The sequence below is a fragment of the Altererythrobacter sp. C41 genome, assembly GCF_016803135.1.
Taxonomy (GTDB): Bacteria; Pseudomonadota; Alphaproteobacteria; order Sphingomonadales; family Sphingomonadaceae; genus Pelagerythrobacter.
This window is the reverse complement of record NZ_JAEVFE010000002.1, coordinates 82,277-98,186: the sequence shown is the minus strand read 5'-3', so window position 1 is coordinate 98,186 and position 15,910 is coordinate 82,277. Positions and strand designations below refer to the sequence as shown.

General features: G+C 65.6%; 11 protein-coding genes and 1 tRNA gene. 2 read left to right on the top strand and 10 right to left on the bottom strand.

Going from position 1 to position 15,910, the window contains the following annotated elements; translation table 11 throughout:
• Positions 1 to 3: 3 nt before the first annotated feature.
• Both JNO53_RS04355 and JNO53_RS04350 read right to left on the bottom strand, forming a co-directional pair.
• Entirely contained in the window at positions 4 to 510 is a 507-nt protein-coding gene (locus tag JNO53_RS04355) for an MmcB family DNA repair protein (protein WP_203108065.1), read from the bottom strand.
• 60 nt (positions 511 to 570) lie between these two features.
• Positions 571 to 960 carry a hypothetical protein gene (locus tag JNO53_RS04350; RefSeq protein ID WP_203108063.1) on the bottom strand — a complete coding sequence of 130 codons (390 nt, stop codon included), beginning with the start codon at positions 958 to 960 and terminating at the stop codon, positions 571 to 573.
• A gap of 119 nt (positions 961 to 1,079) precedes the next feature.
• On the opposite strand from JNO53_RS04350, the gene JNO53_RS04345 reads away from it, so the two are divergent.
• A tRNA-Arg gene (locus JNO53_RS04345) sits at positions 1,080 to 1,156 on the top strand.
• Between the two features lie 61 nt (positions 1,157 to 1,217).
• On the opposite strand, the gene JNO53_RS04340 is transcribed toward JNO53_RS04345, so the two are convergent.
• A complete protein-coding gene (locus JNO53_RS04340; RefSeq protein WP_203108061.1) occupies positions 1,218 to 1,643 on the bottom strand; it encodes a MerR family transcriptional regulator in 426 nt (141 codons plus the stop codon).
• A gap of 70 nt (positions 1,644 to 1,713) precedes the next feature.
• On the opposite strand from JNO53_RS04340, the gene JNO53_RS04335 reads away from it, so the two are divergent.
• Positions 1,714 to 2,355 carry a cation transporter gene (locus tag JNO53_RS04335; protein ID WP_203108059.1) on the top strand — a complete coding sequence of 214 codons (642 nt, stop codon included), beginning with the start codon at positions 1,714 to 1,716 and terminating at the stop codon, positions 2,353 to 2,355.
• Between the two features lie 6 nt (positions 2,356 to 2,361).
• On the opposite strand, the gene JNO53_RS04330 is transcribed toward JNO53_RS04335, so the two are convergent.
• From JNO53_RS04330 to JNO53_RS04300, 7 genes are all read right to left on the bottom strand, one after another.
• A complete protein-coding gene (locus JNO53_RS04330; protein ID WP_203108057.1) occupies positions 2,362 to 3,285 on the bottom strand; it encodes an ROK family protein in 924 nt (307 codons plus the stop codon).
• Between the two features lie 106 nt (positions 3,286 to 3,391).
• On the bottom strand, positions 3,392 to 5,725 hold the full coding sequence (locus JNO53_RS04325; protein WP_203108055.1) for a GH92 family glycosyl hydrolase: 2,334 nt from the start codon (positions 5,723 to 5,725) through the stop codon (positions 3,392 to 3,394).
• A gap of 15 nt (positions 5,726 to 5,740) precedes the next feature.
• Positions 5,741 to 7,174: a glycoside hydrolase family 125 protein gene (locus JNO53_RS04320; protein WP_203108053.1), complete on the bottom strand. Its 1,434-nt coding sequence runs from the start codon at positions 7,172 to 7,174 to the stop codon at positions 5,741 to 5,743.
• A 35-nt stretch (positions 7,175 to 7,209) separates the two neighbouring features.
• The gene (locus tag JNO53_RS04315; protein WP_443111162.1) at positions 7,210 to 9,525 is read right to left on the bottom strand and encodes a GH92 family glycosyl hydrolase; all 2,316 of its coding nucleotides are present in this window, start codon (positions 9,523 to 9,525) and stop codon (positions 7,210 to 7,212) included.
• Between the two features lie 62 nt (positions 9,526 to 9,587).
• A complete protein-coding gene (locus JNO53_RS04310) occupies positions 9,588 to 10,649 on the bottom strand; it encodes a glycoside hydrolase family 43 protein (protein WP_338015299.1) in 1,062 nt (353 codons plus the stop codon).
• A 126-nt stretch (positions 10,650 to 10,775) separates the two neighbouring features.
• Positions 10,776 to 13,763, bottom strand: coding sequence for a TonB-dependent receptor (locus JNO53_RS04305; protein ID WP_203108049.1), 2,988 nt, complete (start codon positions 13,761 to 13,763; stop codon positions 10,776 to 10,778).
• Between the two features lie 185 nt (positions 13,764 to 13,948).
• On the bottom strand, positions 13,949 to 15,895 hold the full coding sequence (locus JNO53_RS04300) for a glycoside hydrolase family 2 protein (RefSeq protein ID WP_203108047.1): 1,947 nt from the start codon (positions 15,893 to 15,895) through the stop codon (positions 13,949 to 13,951).
• Positions 15,896 to 15,910: the final 15 nt, after the last annotated feature.

Here is a 15,910-nt window from a genome sequence, read left to right as displayed (position 1 = left end):
GCGCTAGGCCTGCGTGCCCCAGGGCATGCATTCGGGGTCGAGGCCGACGAGATTCCGCCTGAGCGCGGCGCGCGCGAGCCGCTCCATCTCGACCTTGCGCCGCGCAGCGGCGAGCGGGTGCGAGGGCGCTGGCCGGACGATCTCCGCGTCGTAGCCGTCAGCGACGATCACCCCGCAGCAGTCGGGCCGGTAATCGGCACCCTCAAGCGGGCCGCGGTCGAGCCCTACGGGCAGCCCCCAGTAGAAACGGTCGCAGAAGTCGAGATAGTCGGGCCACTTGCCGTCGCCGAGCAGGTCTGCGCGGCTGACCTTGATCTCTACGATCACGATCCGCCCTTTCGGATCGATTCCCATCAGATCGGCCCGGCGGCCGTTGCGCAGCGGCATCTCGGTCAGGCACCAGACGTCGTTGCGCGCGAACAGACGGCAGATACCGCGCGCGACATCGGCAGCGGTCGCGCTGGCGGCAATGGGGACGGCGGCAGGCTGGGAGTTGAGAACGCGACTCATGCCTTACGACTGGAACAAACGGCGAACCCGGTCAACCCGTTTGCGCCGGATGCATGCCGATCAGGCGCTGCGGCGGGGGCCCATGATCCCGGCTTCCGGCGCGAGCGCGAGCAAGGCGTCGCGCGCGGCGCGGTATTCCTCCCACAACGTAAGCGCGGCGCCGCTCGCATCGTGCCCGCGCGCCTTCACGGCGAGCAGCGCGGAAAGGCCGGGCTGGAGCATTGCGCTGAGATCGGCCATGCCGTCGCGCGCCAGTTCGAGCCGCCAGCCGCCGGCGTCCCGGACGGCAGCGACGAAGCCGCGCTGCGCCGCACAAGGCTTTTCCGCCGAAACCCCGGCCAGCATCGCGACCGCCGCGCCCGCATCGAGCATGGCCGACCACTGCGCGCTCAGCGACGCTTCGCCGCGCAGCTCGCGCTGGGCCTGATCGGGAGGAAACGGCGCATTCATGCCGCCCGCCTAGCACCCGCGCACTTGCCAAATCGCTAATGCCGCGTCCGGCCACCGACGGACCGGCAAATTCGTCTGGCAAGCCGCCGTCCCCTTTGCTAAGCGCCGCGCTCGCTCACGCACCCGTAGCTCAGCTGGATAGAGCGCTGCCCTCCGAAGGCAGAGGTCACAGGTTCGAATCCTGTCGGGTGCGCCATCGCTCTTAAGTTCGCTCAGCAGCCGTCGCGCATCCTCGTGGAGTGACGACCGACTCTCGATCAGCCGCCTCCGTGATCGCTCTCGCACAGGCCGTGATCGGCGAGCGTTTCGATGATGCGGCAATTGCCGACCGACCCGCCGCGGCACTGGCCGATCATGCGGTTCAGTTCCTCCCGCAGCAGAGCCAGGCGGGCGATCTTGTCTTCGACGGCCCGCAGATGGCCGGACGCGATCCGGTCGACCTCGGCGCAGTCGCGCTCGGGCTGGCCCGCAAGGTCGAGAAGCGAGCGGATGTCGGCGATGTCGAAGCCGAGCCGGCGCGCGTGGCGAATGAAGTTCAACTGATCGAGATGCGCCGGCGCGTAACTGCGATAGTTGCCGCTGGTCCGTTCCGCTTCGGGCAGCAGGCCGATCCGTTCGTAGTATCGCACCGTTTCGACTTTGGTACCGGTCGCCTTGGCCAGTTCGCCGATTTTGAGACCCATGCCCTTGACCCTGTAGCTGCTACAGGGTGCATATGGGGTGCCGACTCGGAAATTGTCCAGGAGACGGCATATGGCAGGCGGGTGCTGCAGCAGCTCGTGTTTGAGCACCGGCGGAAACAACGATCCGCGCTGGCGGCGCGCGTTGTGGATCGCGCTCGCGGTAAACTTCGGGATGTTCGGGGCGGAGATCGTCGCCGGCGCGGCCGCGGACTCGCGCGCGCTGATGGCCGACGCACTGGATTTCTTCGGCGACGCGGCCAACTACGCGATCAGCCTGGCCGTTGCCGGTCTCGCGCTGGCCTGGCGGTCCCGCGCAGCGCTGTTCAAGGGAGCGACGCTGATCGTGCTGGGGCTGTGGGTGCTGGGCAGCAGCATCTACGCCGCGATCGCCGGGGCGAACCCCCACGCCGGCACAATGGGCGCGATCGGCGTGCTGGCCCTGCTCGCCAACACCGGCGTCGCTCTGCTGCTCTACCGCTTCCGCACGGGCGATGCGAACATGCGCTCCGTCTGGATCTGCTCGCGCAACGACGCGATCGGCAATATCGCCGTGGTGGCCGCGGCCGCCGGTGTGTTCGGCACCGGCACCGCCTGGCCCGATCTGGTCGTGGCGGCGGTGCTCGCAGCGCTGGGTCTTTCGGGCGGCGCGCAGATCATGCGCGAGGCCGTAAAAGAACTGCGTAGCGAGCGCGCTCCGCAGCCGGCGGAATAGCGCGGGTCAGGCGCCCGCCAGCTCCGCCGCATTGGCCGCGAGGGCGATCGAGCCGAGCGGCCCGGCGAGGACACCCAGTTCGGGCTGGACGATGAAATCGCCCGAATCCGGCAGATCGATATAGCCGTTCACGCTGTCGACCAGCCGCGCCTCGATCCGGCCGAGCAAGTGGGCCTGGCTCGACACGACCCCGCCGCCGATCGCGATGCGGTGCGGGCCGGTCGTGCAGACGAGGTCGTGGCACATCGCCGCCAGCGCATCGACGATCGCGGTCCAGACCGGGTCGTCGGGAGCGATGTCGCGGACCCGCTGCTCGCCCAGGCGCGCCTTCAAGGCCGTGCCCGATGCCAGACCCTCGACGCAGTCCTCGTGGAAACGGCACACGCTGCGGTGAGTGTCGCCCGGAGTGCGGGGCACACGCAGGTGCCCGATCTCGCTGTGGCCGATGCCGCGCGTCGGGCGTCCGTGCACGATCAGCCCGACGCCGACGCCCGTGCCGACGGTGACATAGGCGAAGTCGTCGAGCCCCTGCGCACAGCCCCAGCGGATTTCGGCGAGAGCGGCGCCGTTGACGTCAGTATCGAACCCAGTCGGCACGTCGAAGGATGCCGACAGGCAGTGCAGCACGTCGGTGCCGGACCAGCCCGGCTTGTTGGTCCTCAGGATCTGCCCGTACCGCTCGGAAGCAGGCCGCAGCTCGATCGGTCCGAAGGAGGCGATGCCCAGGGCGCGAAATCCGCCGTCGAGCCGCCACTTGTGCAGGATGCCCGCGATCGCTGGCAGGGTCTCGTCCGGATGCGTGGTGGGAATCGTCCGCTGATCGAGCACGGCGCCGGGGCCGTGCGCCAGGGTGGCGATGCATTTCGTGCCCCCAAGCTCGACGCCTGCGAACGGTAACTGTCGTATCTGCCCGTCGTCCCTCGCGCTCATTCGCATGCCCCCGGAGCGTCGAAGTGCATCAGTTTCTCCTTGTCAATCGATCTGGTGCGCGAATGCGCCGAACGAAGCCGCGCCTCGCGTGCGAACGCCGCGCCAATCATGATGGATTTCCGGCCGCTCGCCCGAAGGACGGCGGACGATCCGCCAGGGCCGTACCGAAGCGCGAGGGCCGCGCGCCCATCTCGAACACCAGCTCGCCGCCCTTGGCGAGATCGGCATGGTCGATCCAGTTGCGGGTCCAGGGCTTGCCGTTCCAGCGGACCGACTGGACGTAAGGCGCGTTCGGCCCATTGCCCGGCGCGCGCACGCGCAGGGTCCTGCCGCCGCCAAGGTCCATCTCCGCCTCGTCGAACAGCGGGGAGCCGAAGACGTAGACCGCGCTCACCGGATCTACCGGGTAGAAGCCGAGCGCGGACATGATGAACCAGGCGCTCATCTGACCGCAATCGTCGTTGCCGATCACGCCGTCGGGATCGGCCTTGTACATCTCGGTCAGCAGCCGGCGGACCATCGCCTGCGTCTTATGCGGCGCGCCGGCGTAGGCGTAGAGATAGGCGACGTGGTGGTTGGGCTCGTTGCCGTGGGCATACTGGCCGACCAGCCCGGAGATGTCGGGGGGCGCATTGTCGGGCAGCGTCGAGGGTGCGTTGAACAGGTCGTCGAGCTTCTTCTCGAACGCCGCGTCGCCGCCGAACAGCTCGATCTGGCCGTAGATGTCGTGCTGGTTGAGGAACGTGGCCTGCCAGCCGTTCGCCTCGGTATAGTCGCGCCACCACGGCTCGGGCATGTGGCCGATCTGGACCGGATCGTAAGGCGCCCACCAGGTCCCGTCGGAGAACCTGGGCCGCGCGAAGCCGATCGAGGCGTCGAGCACGTTGCGGTAGTTGAGGCTGCGCTTGCGCAGCGCCTCGGCATCGTCGTGCGCGCCGGCCGCTTCGGCGAGAACGACCATGGCCCAGTCGTCGTAGGCATATTCCTGCGTACGGCTGACAGATTCCCACACCTTGTCGGCAGGAATGTAGTTGAGGTCGTAGTAGTATCCGCGGCCGAGCGAGCTCGGGCTGTCCTTGAACTCGCGATCGAAGGCGCGCTTGCGGATGTTGGGCCAGGCGGCGGCATAGTCCGCCTCGATGCCCTTAACTTTCGCTTCGGCGAGCGTGACCACCGAGTGCCAGCCGATCATCGTGCCGGTCTCGACGCCCTGGAGCGGCCAGACCGGAGGACCGTAGGGGCTCTGCTCGGTCTGCCGGATCAGGTCACGGGTGAACACTGCCGCGCGCTCCGGCTGCACCAGCGTCAGCAGCGGGTGGAGCGTGCGATACGTGTCCCACAGCGAATAGGTGCTGAAGGCCGCCTCACCCTCGGGCGCCTGATGCTCCTCTCCGTCGAGGCCGATGTAGCGGCCGTCGCGGTCGGTGAAGAGGGTCGGGGCGAGGAAGGCGTGGTAGAGCGCGCTCGCCATGATCGTGCGCTGTGCCTCGGTGCCGCCTTTGACGCGCACGCAATTGAGCTCGCGGGCCCACGCGGCGCGCGCGGCCTTGCTCGCGCCGTCGAAGTCCCAGCCGGGCACCTCGGCCGCCAGCGCCGCTTTCGCACCCTCGACAGAAACGCCGGAGAGGCCGGTCTTGATCAGGATCGGATCGCCGCCGGCATCGTCGAAGAACAGCGCGACCTTGAGGGTCCTACCCTGCACGCCGGTCGAGCCTTCCATCGCTGGCTTGTCACCGTCGTCGAAGAACTGGACCCGGTCGGGCTTGCGCGACAGCTCCATCGCGAAATGGATGTGGCGCCCTTTGGCCCAGCGATTGACCTGGCGGTGGCCGGTCAGCATCCCGTCGGGCTGGAGCAGGAGCGAGGCCTGCTCGATCAGCGCGCCGGTGTCCCAATCGTCGAGGATCATGTGCGCGAAGTCGATCAGGATATGGCCCGGCCCGTTGGGGAAGCGGTAGCGATGGAGGCCGCACCGCTCGGTGACCGTCAGCTCCGCCTGAACGCCCGATTCGAGGCGCACGCGGTAGTAGCCGGGCTCCGCGAATTCGTCGGTGAAGCGCTGGCGATAGCCCATGTCGGGGCTGCCGAGCTTGCCCGGCGTCAGCTCCAGCTTGCCGCGCGTCGGCACCACCAGCACGTCGAGCATGTCGCCGATGCCGGTGCCCGACAGATGCGTGTGGGAGAAGCCCATGATCGAGCCGTCGGTATCGTGATAGCCCGAGCAGGCATCCCACCGCGCGTTATCGGTATCGGGGCTGAGCTGCGCCATGCCGAACGGCAGCGAGGCGCCGGGGAACGTATGACCATGTCCGCCGGTGCCGACGAACACGTTCGCCTTGCCCGCGCTCGGGCCCTGCGCCCAGGCGGTGCGCGGCGCGAGGCCCGCCAAAGCGGTGAAACCGGTTCCGGCGAGCAGTTGGCGTCGGCTGGTGCGCAGCATGGTTCCCCCTCCCCGTCAGATACGGCCGGCGATCAGCGCGGGCTTCCGGCGTTCCAGATCGAGGATCAGGTCGCCGAACAGGCCGTTCGCCCAGGCGAACCAGCTGCGCGTGAAGTTGGCCGGATCGTCCTTGTGGAAGGATTCGTGCATGAAGCCGGTGCCGCCATGCGTGGTCGTCAGCCACTTGAGGCACTGGCGGATTTCCGCGTCGTCGTCGCTCAGCAGGCCGCGGGTGATGATCGACATCGGCCAGACCATGTCCATGCCGATGTGCGGGCCGCCGATCCCCTCGGCCGCCGTGCCCCTGAAGAAATAGGGATTGCGCTCGGACCAGGCGAGGTTCGCGGTACGGCGATAGAGCGGATCGTTGCGCTCGGCCGAGCCAAGCAGCGGCAAGGCCGATAGACTGGGGACGTTGGCGTCGTCCATGAAGATCGCGTTGCCGTAGCCGTCGACCTCGTAGGCCCAGACCTCACCGCCGTTACCGTCGGACATCTTGCCGTGCGCGTTGAGCGCCGTCTCGACCTCGCTCGCCAGCGCTTCGCAGTCGCGCGCGAAGGCGGAATCGTTACGCGTATCGCGCAGCACGGACGCCAGCATGCGGAGTGCCGAGACCGCGAACAGGTTGGAGGGGATCAGGAAGGGGAAGCGGCACGCATCGTCCGACGGGCGGAAGCCCGAATGGATCAGCCCGACCTTGCGCGTCGGCGCGCCGTAGCCGCCGAACATCAGCGTCTCGGTCGGCGACTTGTCGACCCGCTGGAAGTGGTAGGGGCCGGGGCCATCCTTGCGCTGCTGGACGCGCAGTGTGTCGACCGCGGTGCGCATCGCTTCCGCCCAGACGTCGTCGAACGGCGCTTTGTCGCGCGTGTTCGTCCAGTAACCGTGCGCGAGGCGCATCGGATAGCAGAGCGAATCGATCTCCCACTTCCGCTCGGCCACACCCGGCTTCATGTCGGTCAGATCGTTGATCGCCGGCAGGTTCGACTTCGCGTTCGGATCGTGCGTGTAGGCGTTGGCGTAGGGATCGATCAGGATGCAGCGCGCCTGGCGCTGGATCGCGCCATGGAACAGCCGGCGAAGCTCGGGGTCCTTGCCGGTCAGATGCACGTAGGTCTGGAGCTGGGCAGAGCTGTCGCGCAGCCACATCGCATTGATGTCGCCGGTGATGACGAACGTATCGGGCTTGCCGCCGACTTCGCTCGGGAAGACGGTGGTGTCGAGCGTGTTGGGATAGCAGTTCTCGAACAGCCAGGCGAGCTCGGGGTCGCCGATCTTCGCCTTCACCCGCGCAATTTCGGCCTCGACCGCTTTGCTGGTGAAGCGGCGTTTGGCCTTCGGGGGGCGCTGCGACACCCCTCGCTGGGCAGCCATGGCGGCCCCTGGCAGCGTCGCCGCCACGGCAAGGGCACCTGCACTCGACAGCATGTCGCGGCGGCTGAGGTTCATCACGGTCTCTCCCACTGATTTCCGGTACGCCGCGGTCACTGACCGGCGGGCGCGCTCATCGAGAAGGGCGCGGCATCCTTGCCGGCGCCCCATTGCTTGTTGGGTTTGGGTCCCATCACGAAAGTGAGCGTGCCGCCCTGCTGCAGCGCTTCACGGTCGAGCCAGGTCACCTCGTGCGGCTGACCGTTGAACGTCACCGACTGGATGTAGACGTTCTCGTCGCTGTTGTTTTCCGCGACGATCGTCAGCGCCTTGCCATTGGGCATGGTCAGATCGACCCGGTCGAACAGCGGGCTGCCGATCGCGTACTCGCCGACGGCCGGCGTCACCGGATAGAAGCCGAGCGCGGAGAAGACGTACCAGGCCGACGTCTGGCCGTTGTCCTCATCGCCCGGGTAACCGATCGGCCCGTGCGAGTAGAGCTTCTCCAGCACGTTGCGCACATGGTACTGCCCCTTCCACGGCGCGCCGGCCCAGTTGTAGAGATAGATCATGTGCTGGATCGGCTGGTTGCCGTGCGCATACTGGCCCATGTCGACGATCTGCATCTCGCGGATCTCGTGGATCGTCTGGCCGTAGTAGCTGTCGTCGAAGATCGGCGGCGTGGTGAAGATCGAATCGAGCCGCTCGACGAACTTCTGGTCGCCGCCCATCAGGTCGATCAGGCCCTGAACGTCCTGCATCACCGACCAGCTGTAATGCAGCGCATTGCCTTCGGTGAACGCGTCGCCCCACTTGTACGGATTGAACGGCGTGGCCCAGCTTCCGTCCTGATTGCGGCCGCGCATCCAGCCGCTCTCCGCGTCGTAGAGTTTGCGGTAGTTCTGCGCCTGCCTGGCGTACTTCTGGGCATCCTCGGTCTTCCCGAGTGCCGCGGCGAGCCGCGACAGTGCGAAGTCGGCCGTCGCATATTCGAGCGTGCGCGCGGCATTCTCCTTGATGCCCACGTCGTAGGGCACGTAGCCAAGGCGGTTGTAGTATTCGACGCCTTCGCGTCCGACCGCATTGATCACGCGGCCGCTGTCGTCGCGCGGGCGCCCCTCGGACGTGGTCGCGTTCTTGACCATCGCCTCGTAGAGCTTCTCGACATCGAAGCCGCGCACGCCGTTGAGGTAGGCGTCGGCGATGAGGATCGCCGAGTTAGAACCGATCATCACGTTGCGGTGCCCCGGGCTCGCCCACTCGGGAAGCCAGCCCGATTCCTCGTAAGTGTTGACCAGCCCCTGCATCACCTTGCTGTCGAAGTCGGGATACATCAGCGCGAAGAAGGGGAAGACTGCGCGCCAGGTGTCCCAGAAGCCGTTGTCGGTGTAGAGATAGCCGTCCTCGACCTTGCCGTTGTAGGGGCTGTAGTGGACGGTCTTCCCGTCGGCAGTGATCTCGTGCAGCGGCCGCGGGAACAGCAGCATGCGGTAGAGCGCCGAGTAGAACGTCTTGCGATTGTCGATGTCGGAATCGGTCACGCGGATGCGCGAGAGTTCCTTCTCCCACTCGGCACGCGCCGCGGCCTCGGTCTGATCGAAGCTCTCGCCGCCCACTTCACGTTCGAGGTTGAGCAGCGCCTGCTCGGGGCTGATGAAGGACGAGGCGACCTTGACGCCGACCTGATCGCCTTTCTCGGTCTTGAAGCTGACGACCGCGCCGACGTGCCCACCTTCGCTCTTGAGGTCGTCGTGGAGCTGGAAGTTCTCGTCCCAGGTCCGGGTGACGGTGAAATCGCGGTCGAACTCGAGCACGAAGTAGTTGTGAAAGTTGTCCGGCACGCCGCCGCTGTTGTTGCGGACATAGCCGGTGATGCGGCGGCGCTCGGGGTCGATCGTCACCATCGAGCCTTCGTTGTAGGCATCGAGAACGATGTGCGCGTCGTCGCTTTCGGGGAACGTGAAGCGGAACTGCGCGGCGCGGCTGGTCGGCACGACCTCCGCCGTCACGTCGTGATCGGCGAGGTAGACCTGGTATTTGTAGGGCTTGCTCACCTCGGCCATGTGGCTGAACCACGAGGCGCGCTCTTCCTGCTTGATGCGGACCGGGCCGGTGACCGCCATCAGCTCGAACGCGGCATAGTCGTTCATCCACGGGCTGGGCTGGTGGGTCTGCTTGATGCCGCTGATCTTGTGCGCGTCGTAGGTGTAGCCCCAGCCGCTGCCCATCTCGCCAGTGACCGGGGTCCAGAAGTTCATGCCCCACGGCACCGCCACGGCAGGATAGGTGTTGCCGTAGGACAGCGCGAACTCGCTGTCGGTACCCATCAGCGGGTTGACGAGATCGACCAGCGCCTCGCCTTCGCCCGCGCTTTGCGTGCTCTGGGCCAGCGCAGGCATCGGCAGCGACAGGCTGACTGCCAGCAGCATCGTGGTCGCGCCGCGCAGCGTGCGGCTCAGGCTGTTTCTCAAGGTTTCCCTCCCCATCATCGTTAGTTCGTACCTGCAGCCGCGAACGGCCGCGGGTCGACACCCTCGTTGGTCATCACGACCGGACGGATCGTCCCGTCCTCGTTGAAATACATGCGATCGATCGCGATCTGCCGGTGCTCGCCCCGATCGGTATCCAGCGGACGGCGGTGGTAGGCGATATACCACTCATCGGTCCCCGGTACGTTGACCACCGAGTGGTGGCCTGCGCCGCGCGCGATGCTGAAGTCCTGCTCGAGAATGACGCCCTTGGGCTCGAACGGCCCCGTCGGGCTCGGTCCCATGGCATAGGCGACGCGGTAGTCCGGGCCGGTCCAGCCGCCTTCGGACCACATCAGGTAGTAGATGCCGTTTCGCTCGACCATGAACGACCCCTCAACATAGCCGGGAGGGGTGATCTCCTTGAACATCGTGCCGTCCTCGAACGGCACGATCGAGGTCAGGTCGTCACCCAGGCGCACGACGTTGCAGTGCTTCCAGCCTCCATAATAGAGATAGTGCTGACCGTCCTTGTCGCGGAACACGAACTGGTCGATCGGCTGCGCGCCGTTGTGGAACTTGCCGATGAGCGGTTTGCCGATCGCGTCCTTGAACGGACCCGCAGGGCTATCGCTGACCGCGACGCCGATCCCGCCGAGCTGGTCGTCCGACTGGATGTCGTTGGCGCCAAAGAAGAGGTAGTACTTGCCGTCCTTCTCGATCGCCGAGGGCGCCCAGACCGCGTAGGCCGCCCACTCGACGTTCTCGACGTCGAGCACATGCGGGTGCTTGGTCCAGTTGACGAGATCGGGCGAGGAGAACGCGTTGAAGAAGGTCTGGATGGCGTAGGACGGGCGCACCATCTGCTGCTTGCGCAGTTCCTGCTGCTTCTCGCTGAAATGCTCCGACACGTCGGGCGTTTCGGTATGATCCGAGTATGTCGGATAGATCCAGTAGCGATCGCCAAAGACCCGGATCTCGGGATCGGCATACCACCCGGGAACCACCGGGTTCTCAGCCGCTGCGGCGGCGCCCCAGGCAAGCGTTGCCGCAACCAGAACCGACTTCAACCAACCGCGCGTCACGACCCTCTCCTTGCCCGCTGATCCGCGCGGGCGACGTAGTGAAAATCCCTGCTCTCCCTTACCCCGAAAAAGGGGGGTGGCTCCGTCCGGAGCCACCCAGGGGGGAGATAATGACAGGCGCCTGCCTCAGAAGTTGTAGGACAATCCGATGTAGGCGCGCCGGCCGAAGTAGTTGTTCCGGTAGAAACGATCGTTGGTGTCGTTACCGAGGTGCTGACTCTCTTCCGACTTGGTCAAATTGATGACCGCGGCGGTGAGGAGCAGGTTGTCGAACAGCTCGTACGACGCGTTGAGGTCGATCTGCTCATACGGATCGGTGTAGACGTTCAGGCCCGAGGCGAGCCCGCCGACAACTTCACCCCGGCGGTTGTACGATGCGCGCAGGAGGAGGCGATCGGTTTCGTAGAAGACCGAGGCGTTAAGCTGCGTCTTCGAGCTACCGACCAGCGCGGATTCGCCGACTTTCTCGCCGTCGAGGGTGATGTCGGCAACCGAGGTGTCGTTGTAGGTGAAGTTCACCTGCGCACCGAGGCCGAAGGGCAGAGTGTGCTGGGCGTAGAGCTCGACACCCTGCGAGACTGCGTTCGACCCGTTCGCAACCGTCGAATAGGGCTGAATCAGCACCGTTTCGCCGGCAACCTCGCGCTCGACGTCGAGGACCAGCGGCACGATGAAGTCAGACACGTCCTTGCGGAACAGCGTCGCGCCCACAACCGATCCGGGCTGGAAGTACCATTCGATACCGAGATCGTACTGCCAGGCGGAGAACGGCTTCAGGTCGGCGTTGCCGCCGCCGCCGGACCAGCCCTCGAACTCGCCGAACTCGTTCCGGTCGAAGGCATATGCGGCCGAGCGATAAGTGAGTGAGCGCGAGCCGGCGAGATCACCGAACGAGGGGCGCGCGATCACCTTGGCGACCGCACCGCGAACCAGCAGCGTGTCGGTGACTTCGTAGACGAGGTTCAGGCTAGGGAGCCAGTCGGTGTAATTTTTCGACTCCTCGACCCGCGTATTGACGATCTCACGCCGCTCCTCGAGCGGGATCACCTGGCAGTTGCCGTCCGGTCCAACCGGCTTGTCTTCATCGAAGTCGCCGCCGGGGCCGTCAACGCAGTATTCGTTGAGATATTCGAGGCGGTCCGAAGTCACGCCCGACTGCTTGGTGTTTGCGACCCTTAGGCCGATATTACCGCGCAGGCCGCCGCTTTCGAAGTTCGCCTGAACGTAACCGGCCCACACGCGTTCGGTGATGTTGTAGAGGTTGTTCGGCTCCGGCACGCGCACCGACGGGCCATAGGTCGAATTGATGTAGTCGAGATAGCGGTTGAAATCGATGCCTGGGAACAGGTTCGCATTGAAGCCGCCGACGATATTGCCCATCGGCTGATCGTAGAAGTATTCAGGCCGTGCGATCGCGCCTTCCGGCGTGTCCTGATAGCGTAGCTCGGTTGCCGGATCGGCATACCATTCGTTGCGGCCGGTCTCGCGCTGGATGTTCAGCTCCCGCCACTTCGCGCCGACCTGGATCGAGCTCAGGAAGTTGTCGAAGTGACGCGTCAGGTCGAGCTGCGCATAGCGCTGTTCGAGCTCGCTGTTGGTGAAGCCCGAACCGGTCGAACCGATATCGATCTGCGCGATGCCGTTCTTGATGTTCTCCTGCAGCTCAGGCGAGAACTCCATGCTCAGATTGCCGCCCGTCATATCCCAGGCGCTGTAGAAGTTGCCGTTCTGCTCCGCGCCGGTGATGGTGAGACGCGGCTTGGCCGCAACGCCGAAGCGCATCGACGGTCCACCAGTAGCGCGGGTCTTGCCGAACTTCGCCACCGCCTCGAAGCGATCGCCTTCGTAAGCGACCTCGGTTTCGAAGGTGTTCGAGACCTGCTTCTCGCGGCTGTAGGTGCCCGCAAGCTGCGGGGTTTCCATCGTGCATGGCGGCGTGTTGGCGAGGCATTCCGTTCCGGCCGCCGGCACTTCGAACGCTGCGGACTGGAAAATCGTTCCGCTCGGGTCGAAGGTCGGACCGGTGAAGAAATTGCCGTAGCCCCACTCCGGGATCTTCAGCACGTTGCTGACGAAGTCGCTGCTGTACTCGAAGCGGAAGTAGTTGGAGGTAACGGTGACGTTGTCGAACGGCCGCACCTGCATGGTCGCCTGGATGCCGTAGCGCTCGCGCTTCTGGTCGAACACTTCGGTGTTCACCGACTGCGGCGCCCAGTAGCCGGAATAGTGCGTGCCGTCGCGCGCGGTCACGCCTTCACCTGGCCAATAGGAGATGGCGTCGTCGTTCGCGAAGGGATCGCCGTTGACGTCAGTGGCCGGCGTGATGATGTTACCATCCTCGTCGCGATCGCTCCACCAGCGCCAGGTCTCGGTATATCCGCGCAGCTCGCGGTTGGAACGCTCCTGGTAGACGCCGCCCACGAGAAAACCGAGCGTCTCGGCATCGTTCTTCCACGAAACCTGCGCGGCGAGCTGCGGTTCGAATTTTTCGGTTGTGTCGGAATACGTGCCCTCGACCGAAGCAAAGCCCGACCATGCATCGAGATCGAGCGGACGCCGCGTGTTGAGAATGATCGTGCCGCCGACACCGCCTTCCTCGAGCCGCGCTTCGGGCGACTTGTAGACTTCGGTGCTGGCGATGAAGTTCGACGGCAGCATCACGTAGTTGAACGAGCGCTGCGGATCGCCGCTGTCGGCACCGGCGAGGAAGTTGCCGTTGAGCAGGGTCAGTGTGAGGCCCGGCTGAAGACCGCGGATGCTGACCCGGCTGCCTTCGCCACCATCGCGGGTGATCACCACACCCGGCACGCGCTGCAGCGCGTCCGCGACGTTCTTGTCGGGGAACTTACCGATGTCTTCGGCCGTGATGACGTCGACGAAGGATTCGGCGGTGCGCTTCTGGCGCAAGCTTTCCTCGATCGATTCACGATAGCCCGTGACGATGATCTCGCCCGAGGTGCCGGCGGGCTGCGCCGCATCCTGGTCCTGCGCCGTCGCATCCGCCGTTTGGGCATGTGCGGTACCGGCAAAGCCGACGATCATGCTCGCGGATAGCATCAATTCCCGTGCGAGCCGCCCGTTGCCGTAGCGCCGCGAAATCTGGCCGTTCTTCATGTGGTCGTTCCTCCCTACTGTTGGAGCTCGAGGCTCCCCTTCCTGTTCCTTCCGCGGCGCTTCGTCGGCTGTGCCTTCGCGAGTCGGCGCGAAACCTCATCTCAGAATAAAAAAATCAAATTTCCAATAGAATTCGCCGAGAGCTGCCGCATTCGCTTTGGTCTGTGGCGAATGCGCGCCACTCCCTAGGGGTCGCCTCCTTCTTCCCAGAGCGGAGCGGCAATCTCCGCGAGGGTTTCCGGCGGCGCCTTCGGCCGTGCCCGGTCGTAGGTGAGCAGGCCGTTGATCTCGTCCTCGACGTCCGTGGTCTGGGTATAGACCGCGGCGCTGAGGCCGTGCTCCTTCGCCTGGCGGATCACCGCCTCGAGCTTGCGGCGGTAGCGGGCCACGTAGTCAGCTTCGTCGGTAGCCGTCTGGTAGCCCCAGTTGCGCTCGCTCTTGCGCCAGAGATGCCCTTCGACCGGCAGGCCGATGCCGCCATATTCGCCAAGCACGATCGCGCGGTTGCTCTTGCGCTCGGGCGTCCTCGGCTCGTCTTCGTACGTATGGATGTCGAACACGTCCGACACTTCAGGCGCAACGTCGAGCCAGCCGCTGTCGGCATTGACCAGCCGGCTCGGATCGATGCCCTTTACCAGCTCGGTCAGAGTCTCGGAGTCGTACTGGCCCCAGCCCTCATTGTTGATGACCCACATGACGATCGACGGGAAAGCACGGAAGTCGCCGATCATGCGGGTGAGTTCGTCCTGATGCTGCGCCATCGTATCGGACGAGAGCACGGCCTGGCTTTTGCTGGTGCCGGTGACGAACTGGTCCTCGCCGCCGCCCGAGGGCATGTCCTGCCAGACCAGCATGCCGAGACGGTCCGCGTCGTAATAATAGCGCGCAGGCTCGGTCTTGATGTGCTTGCGGACCATGTTGAAGCCGGCCTTCTTCAGGAAGACCAGGTCGCTCACCATCGCCTCTTCCGAAGGCGGGGTGTAGAGCCCGTCCGGCCACCAGCCCTGATCGAGCGTGCCATGCTGGAAGTACGGCTCGTTGTTGAGCAGGATCACGGGCTGGCCGTGCACCGGGCCGGGGCCGACCGAGATCTTGCGCATGCCGAAGTAGGTCTCGACGCGGTCGCGCGGCCCACCGACGACTTGAGCCGCCGCATAGGTGTTCTGCTCGCGTTCGGTGAAGCGCGCGTCGTAGGCAACGCGGTTGCGGTCTTCCATTCCGGCATAGGGATCGCGCACGGTGACCAGTTCGGCGGTCAGGTCGTAAAGGAACGGGTCCTCGGGCGACCAGAGCCGCGCGTCCGGGATTTCGAGCCTCGCGTGGCGATTGGCCCGGATGACGGTGGAAGCGATCGTCTTCCCGCCCGCGCTCGCAGTCAGGCGCACCGCGTCGGTGTCGTCGGCCCATCCGCTCAGCGCCACGTCGACTTCGATCACGCCGCGGTCAATGTCGGGCGTGGCACGCACGTCGGCGATGTGCAGCTTGGGCACCGGTTCGAGCCAGACCGTCTGCCAGATGCCGCTGACCGCGGTGTACCAGATGCCTGCGGGTTCGAGAATCTGCTTGCCGCGCGGCTGCGTGCCCGCGCTCGTCGGATCGGCCACCTGGATCAGCAGCTCGTTCTCACCGCTGCGGAGATAGGGAGTGATGTCGAGGCCGAAGGCGTCGAAACCGCCTGTGTGCGAGCCGACCATCGCGCCGTTCACCCAGACATGCGCTTCGTAATCGACCGCCCCGAAGTTCAACATAACATTCTGGCCGGCCCAATCGGCGGGAACGGTGAAGCTGCGGCGGTACCAGATGCGGTCCTCGGGCCCGACCCGGCGCGCAACGCCGGAGAGGCGCGATTCGACCGCGAACGGAACGAGGATCTGCCCATCCATCCGCTCCGGCCGCATTACGTCGGGCGAAGTGATCGCATAATCCCACAGGCCGTTGAGATTGAGCCAGGCATCGCGCTTGAGCTGCGGGCGCGGATAGCTGCGCCAGGCGTTCTCGGGCGTGACCTCCCGCCCCCAACTGGTCATGACCTCACCGGTGAAGACCTTGTCGTCGTCCGGCTCCTGCGCCTGCAGCGCCGGCGCGGTGCCGAATGCCGCGATCGCACAGAACAATGCCAGGAGTGTCCGCATGCCGAGGGCTCCGAT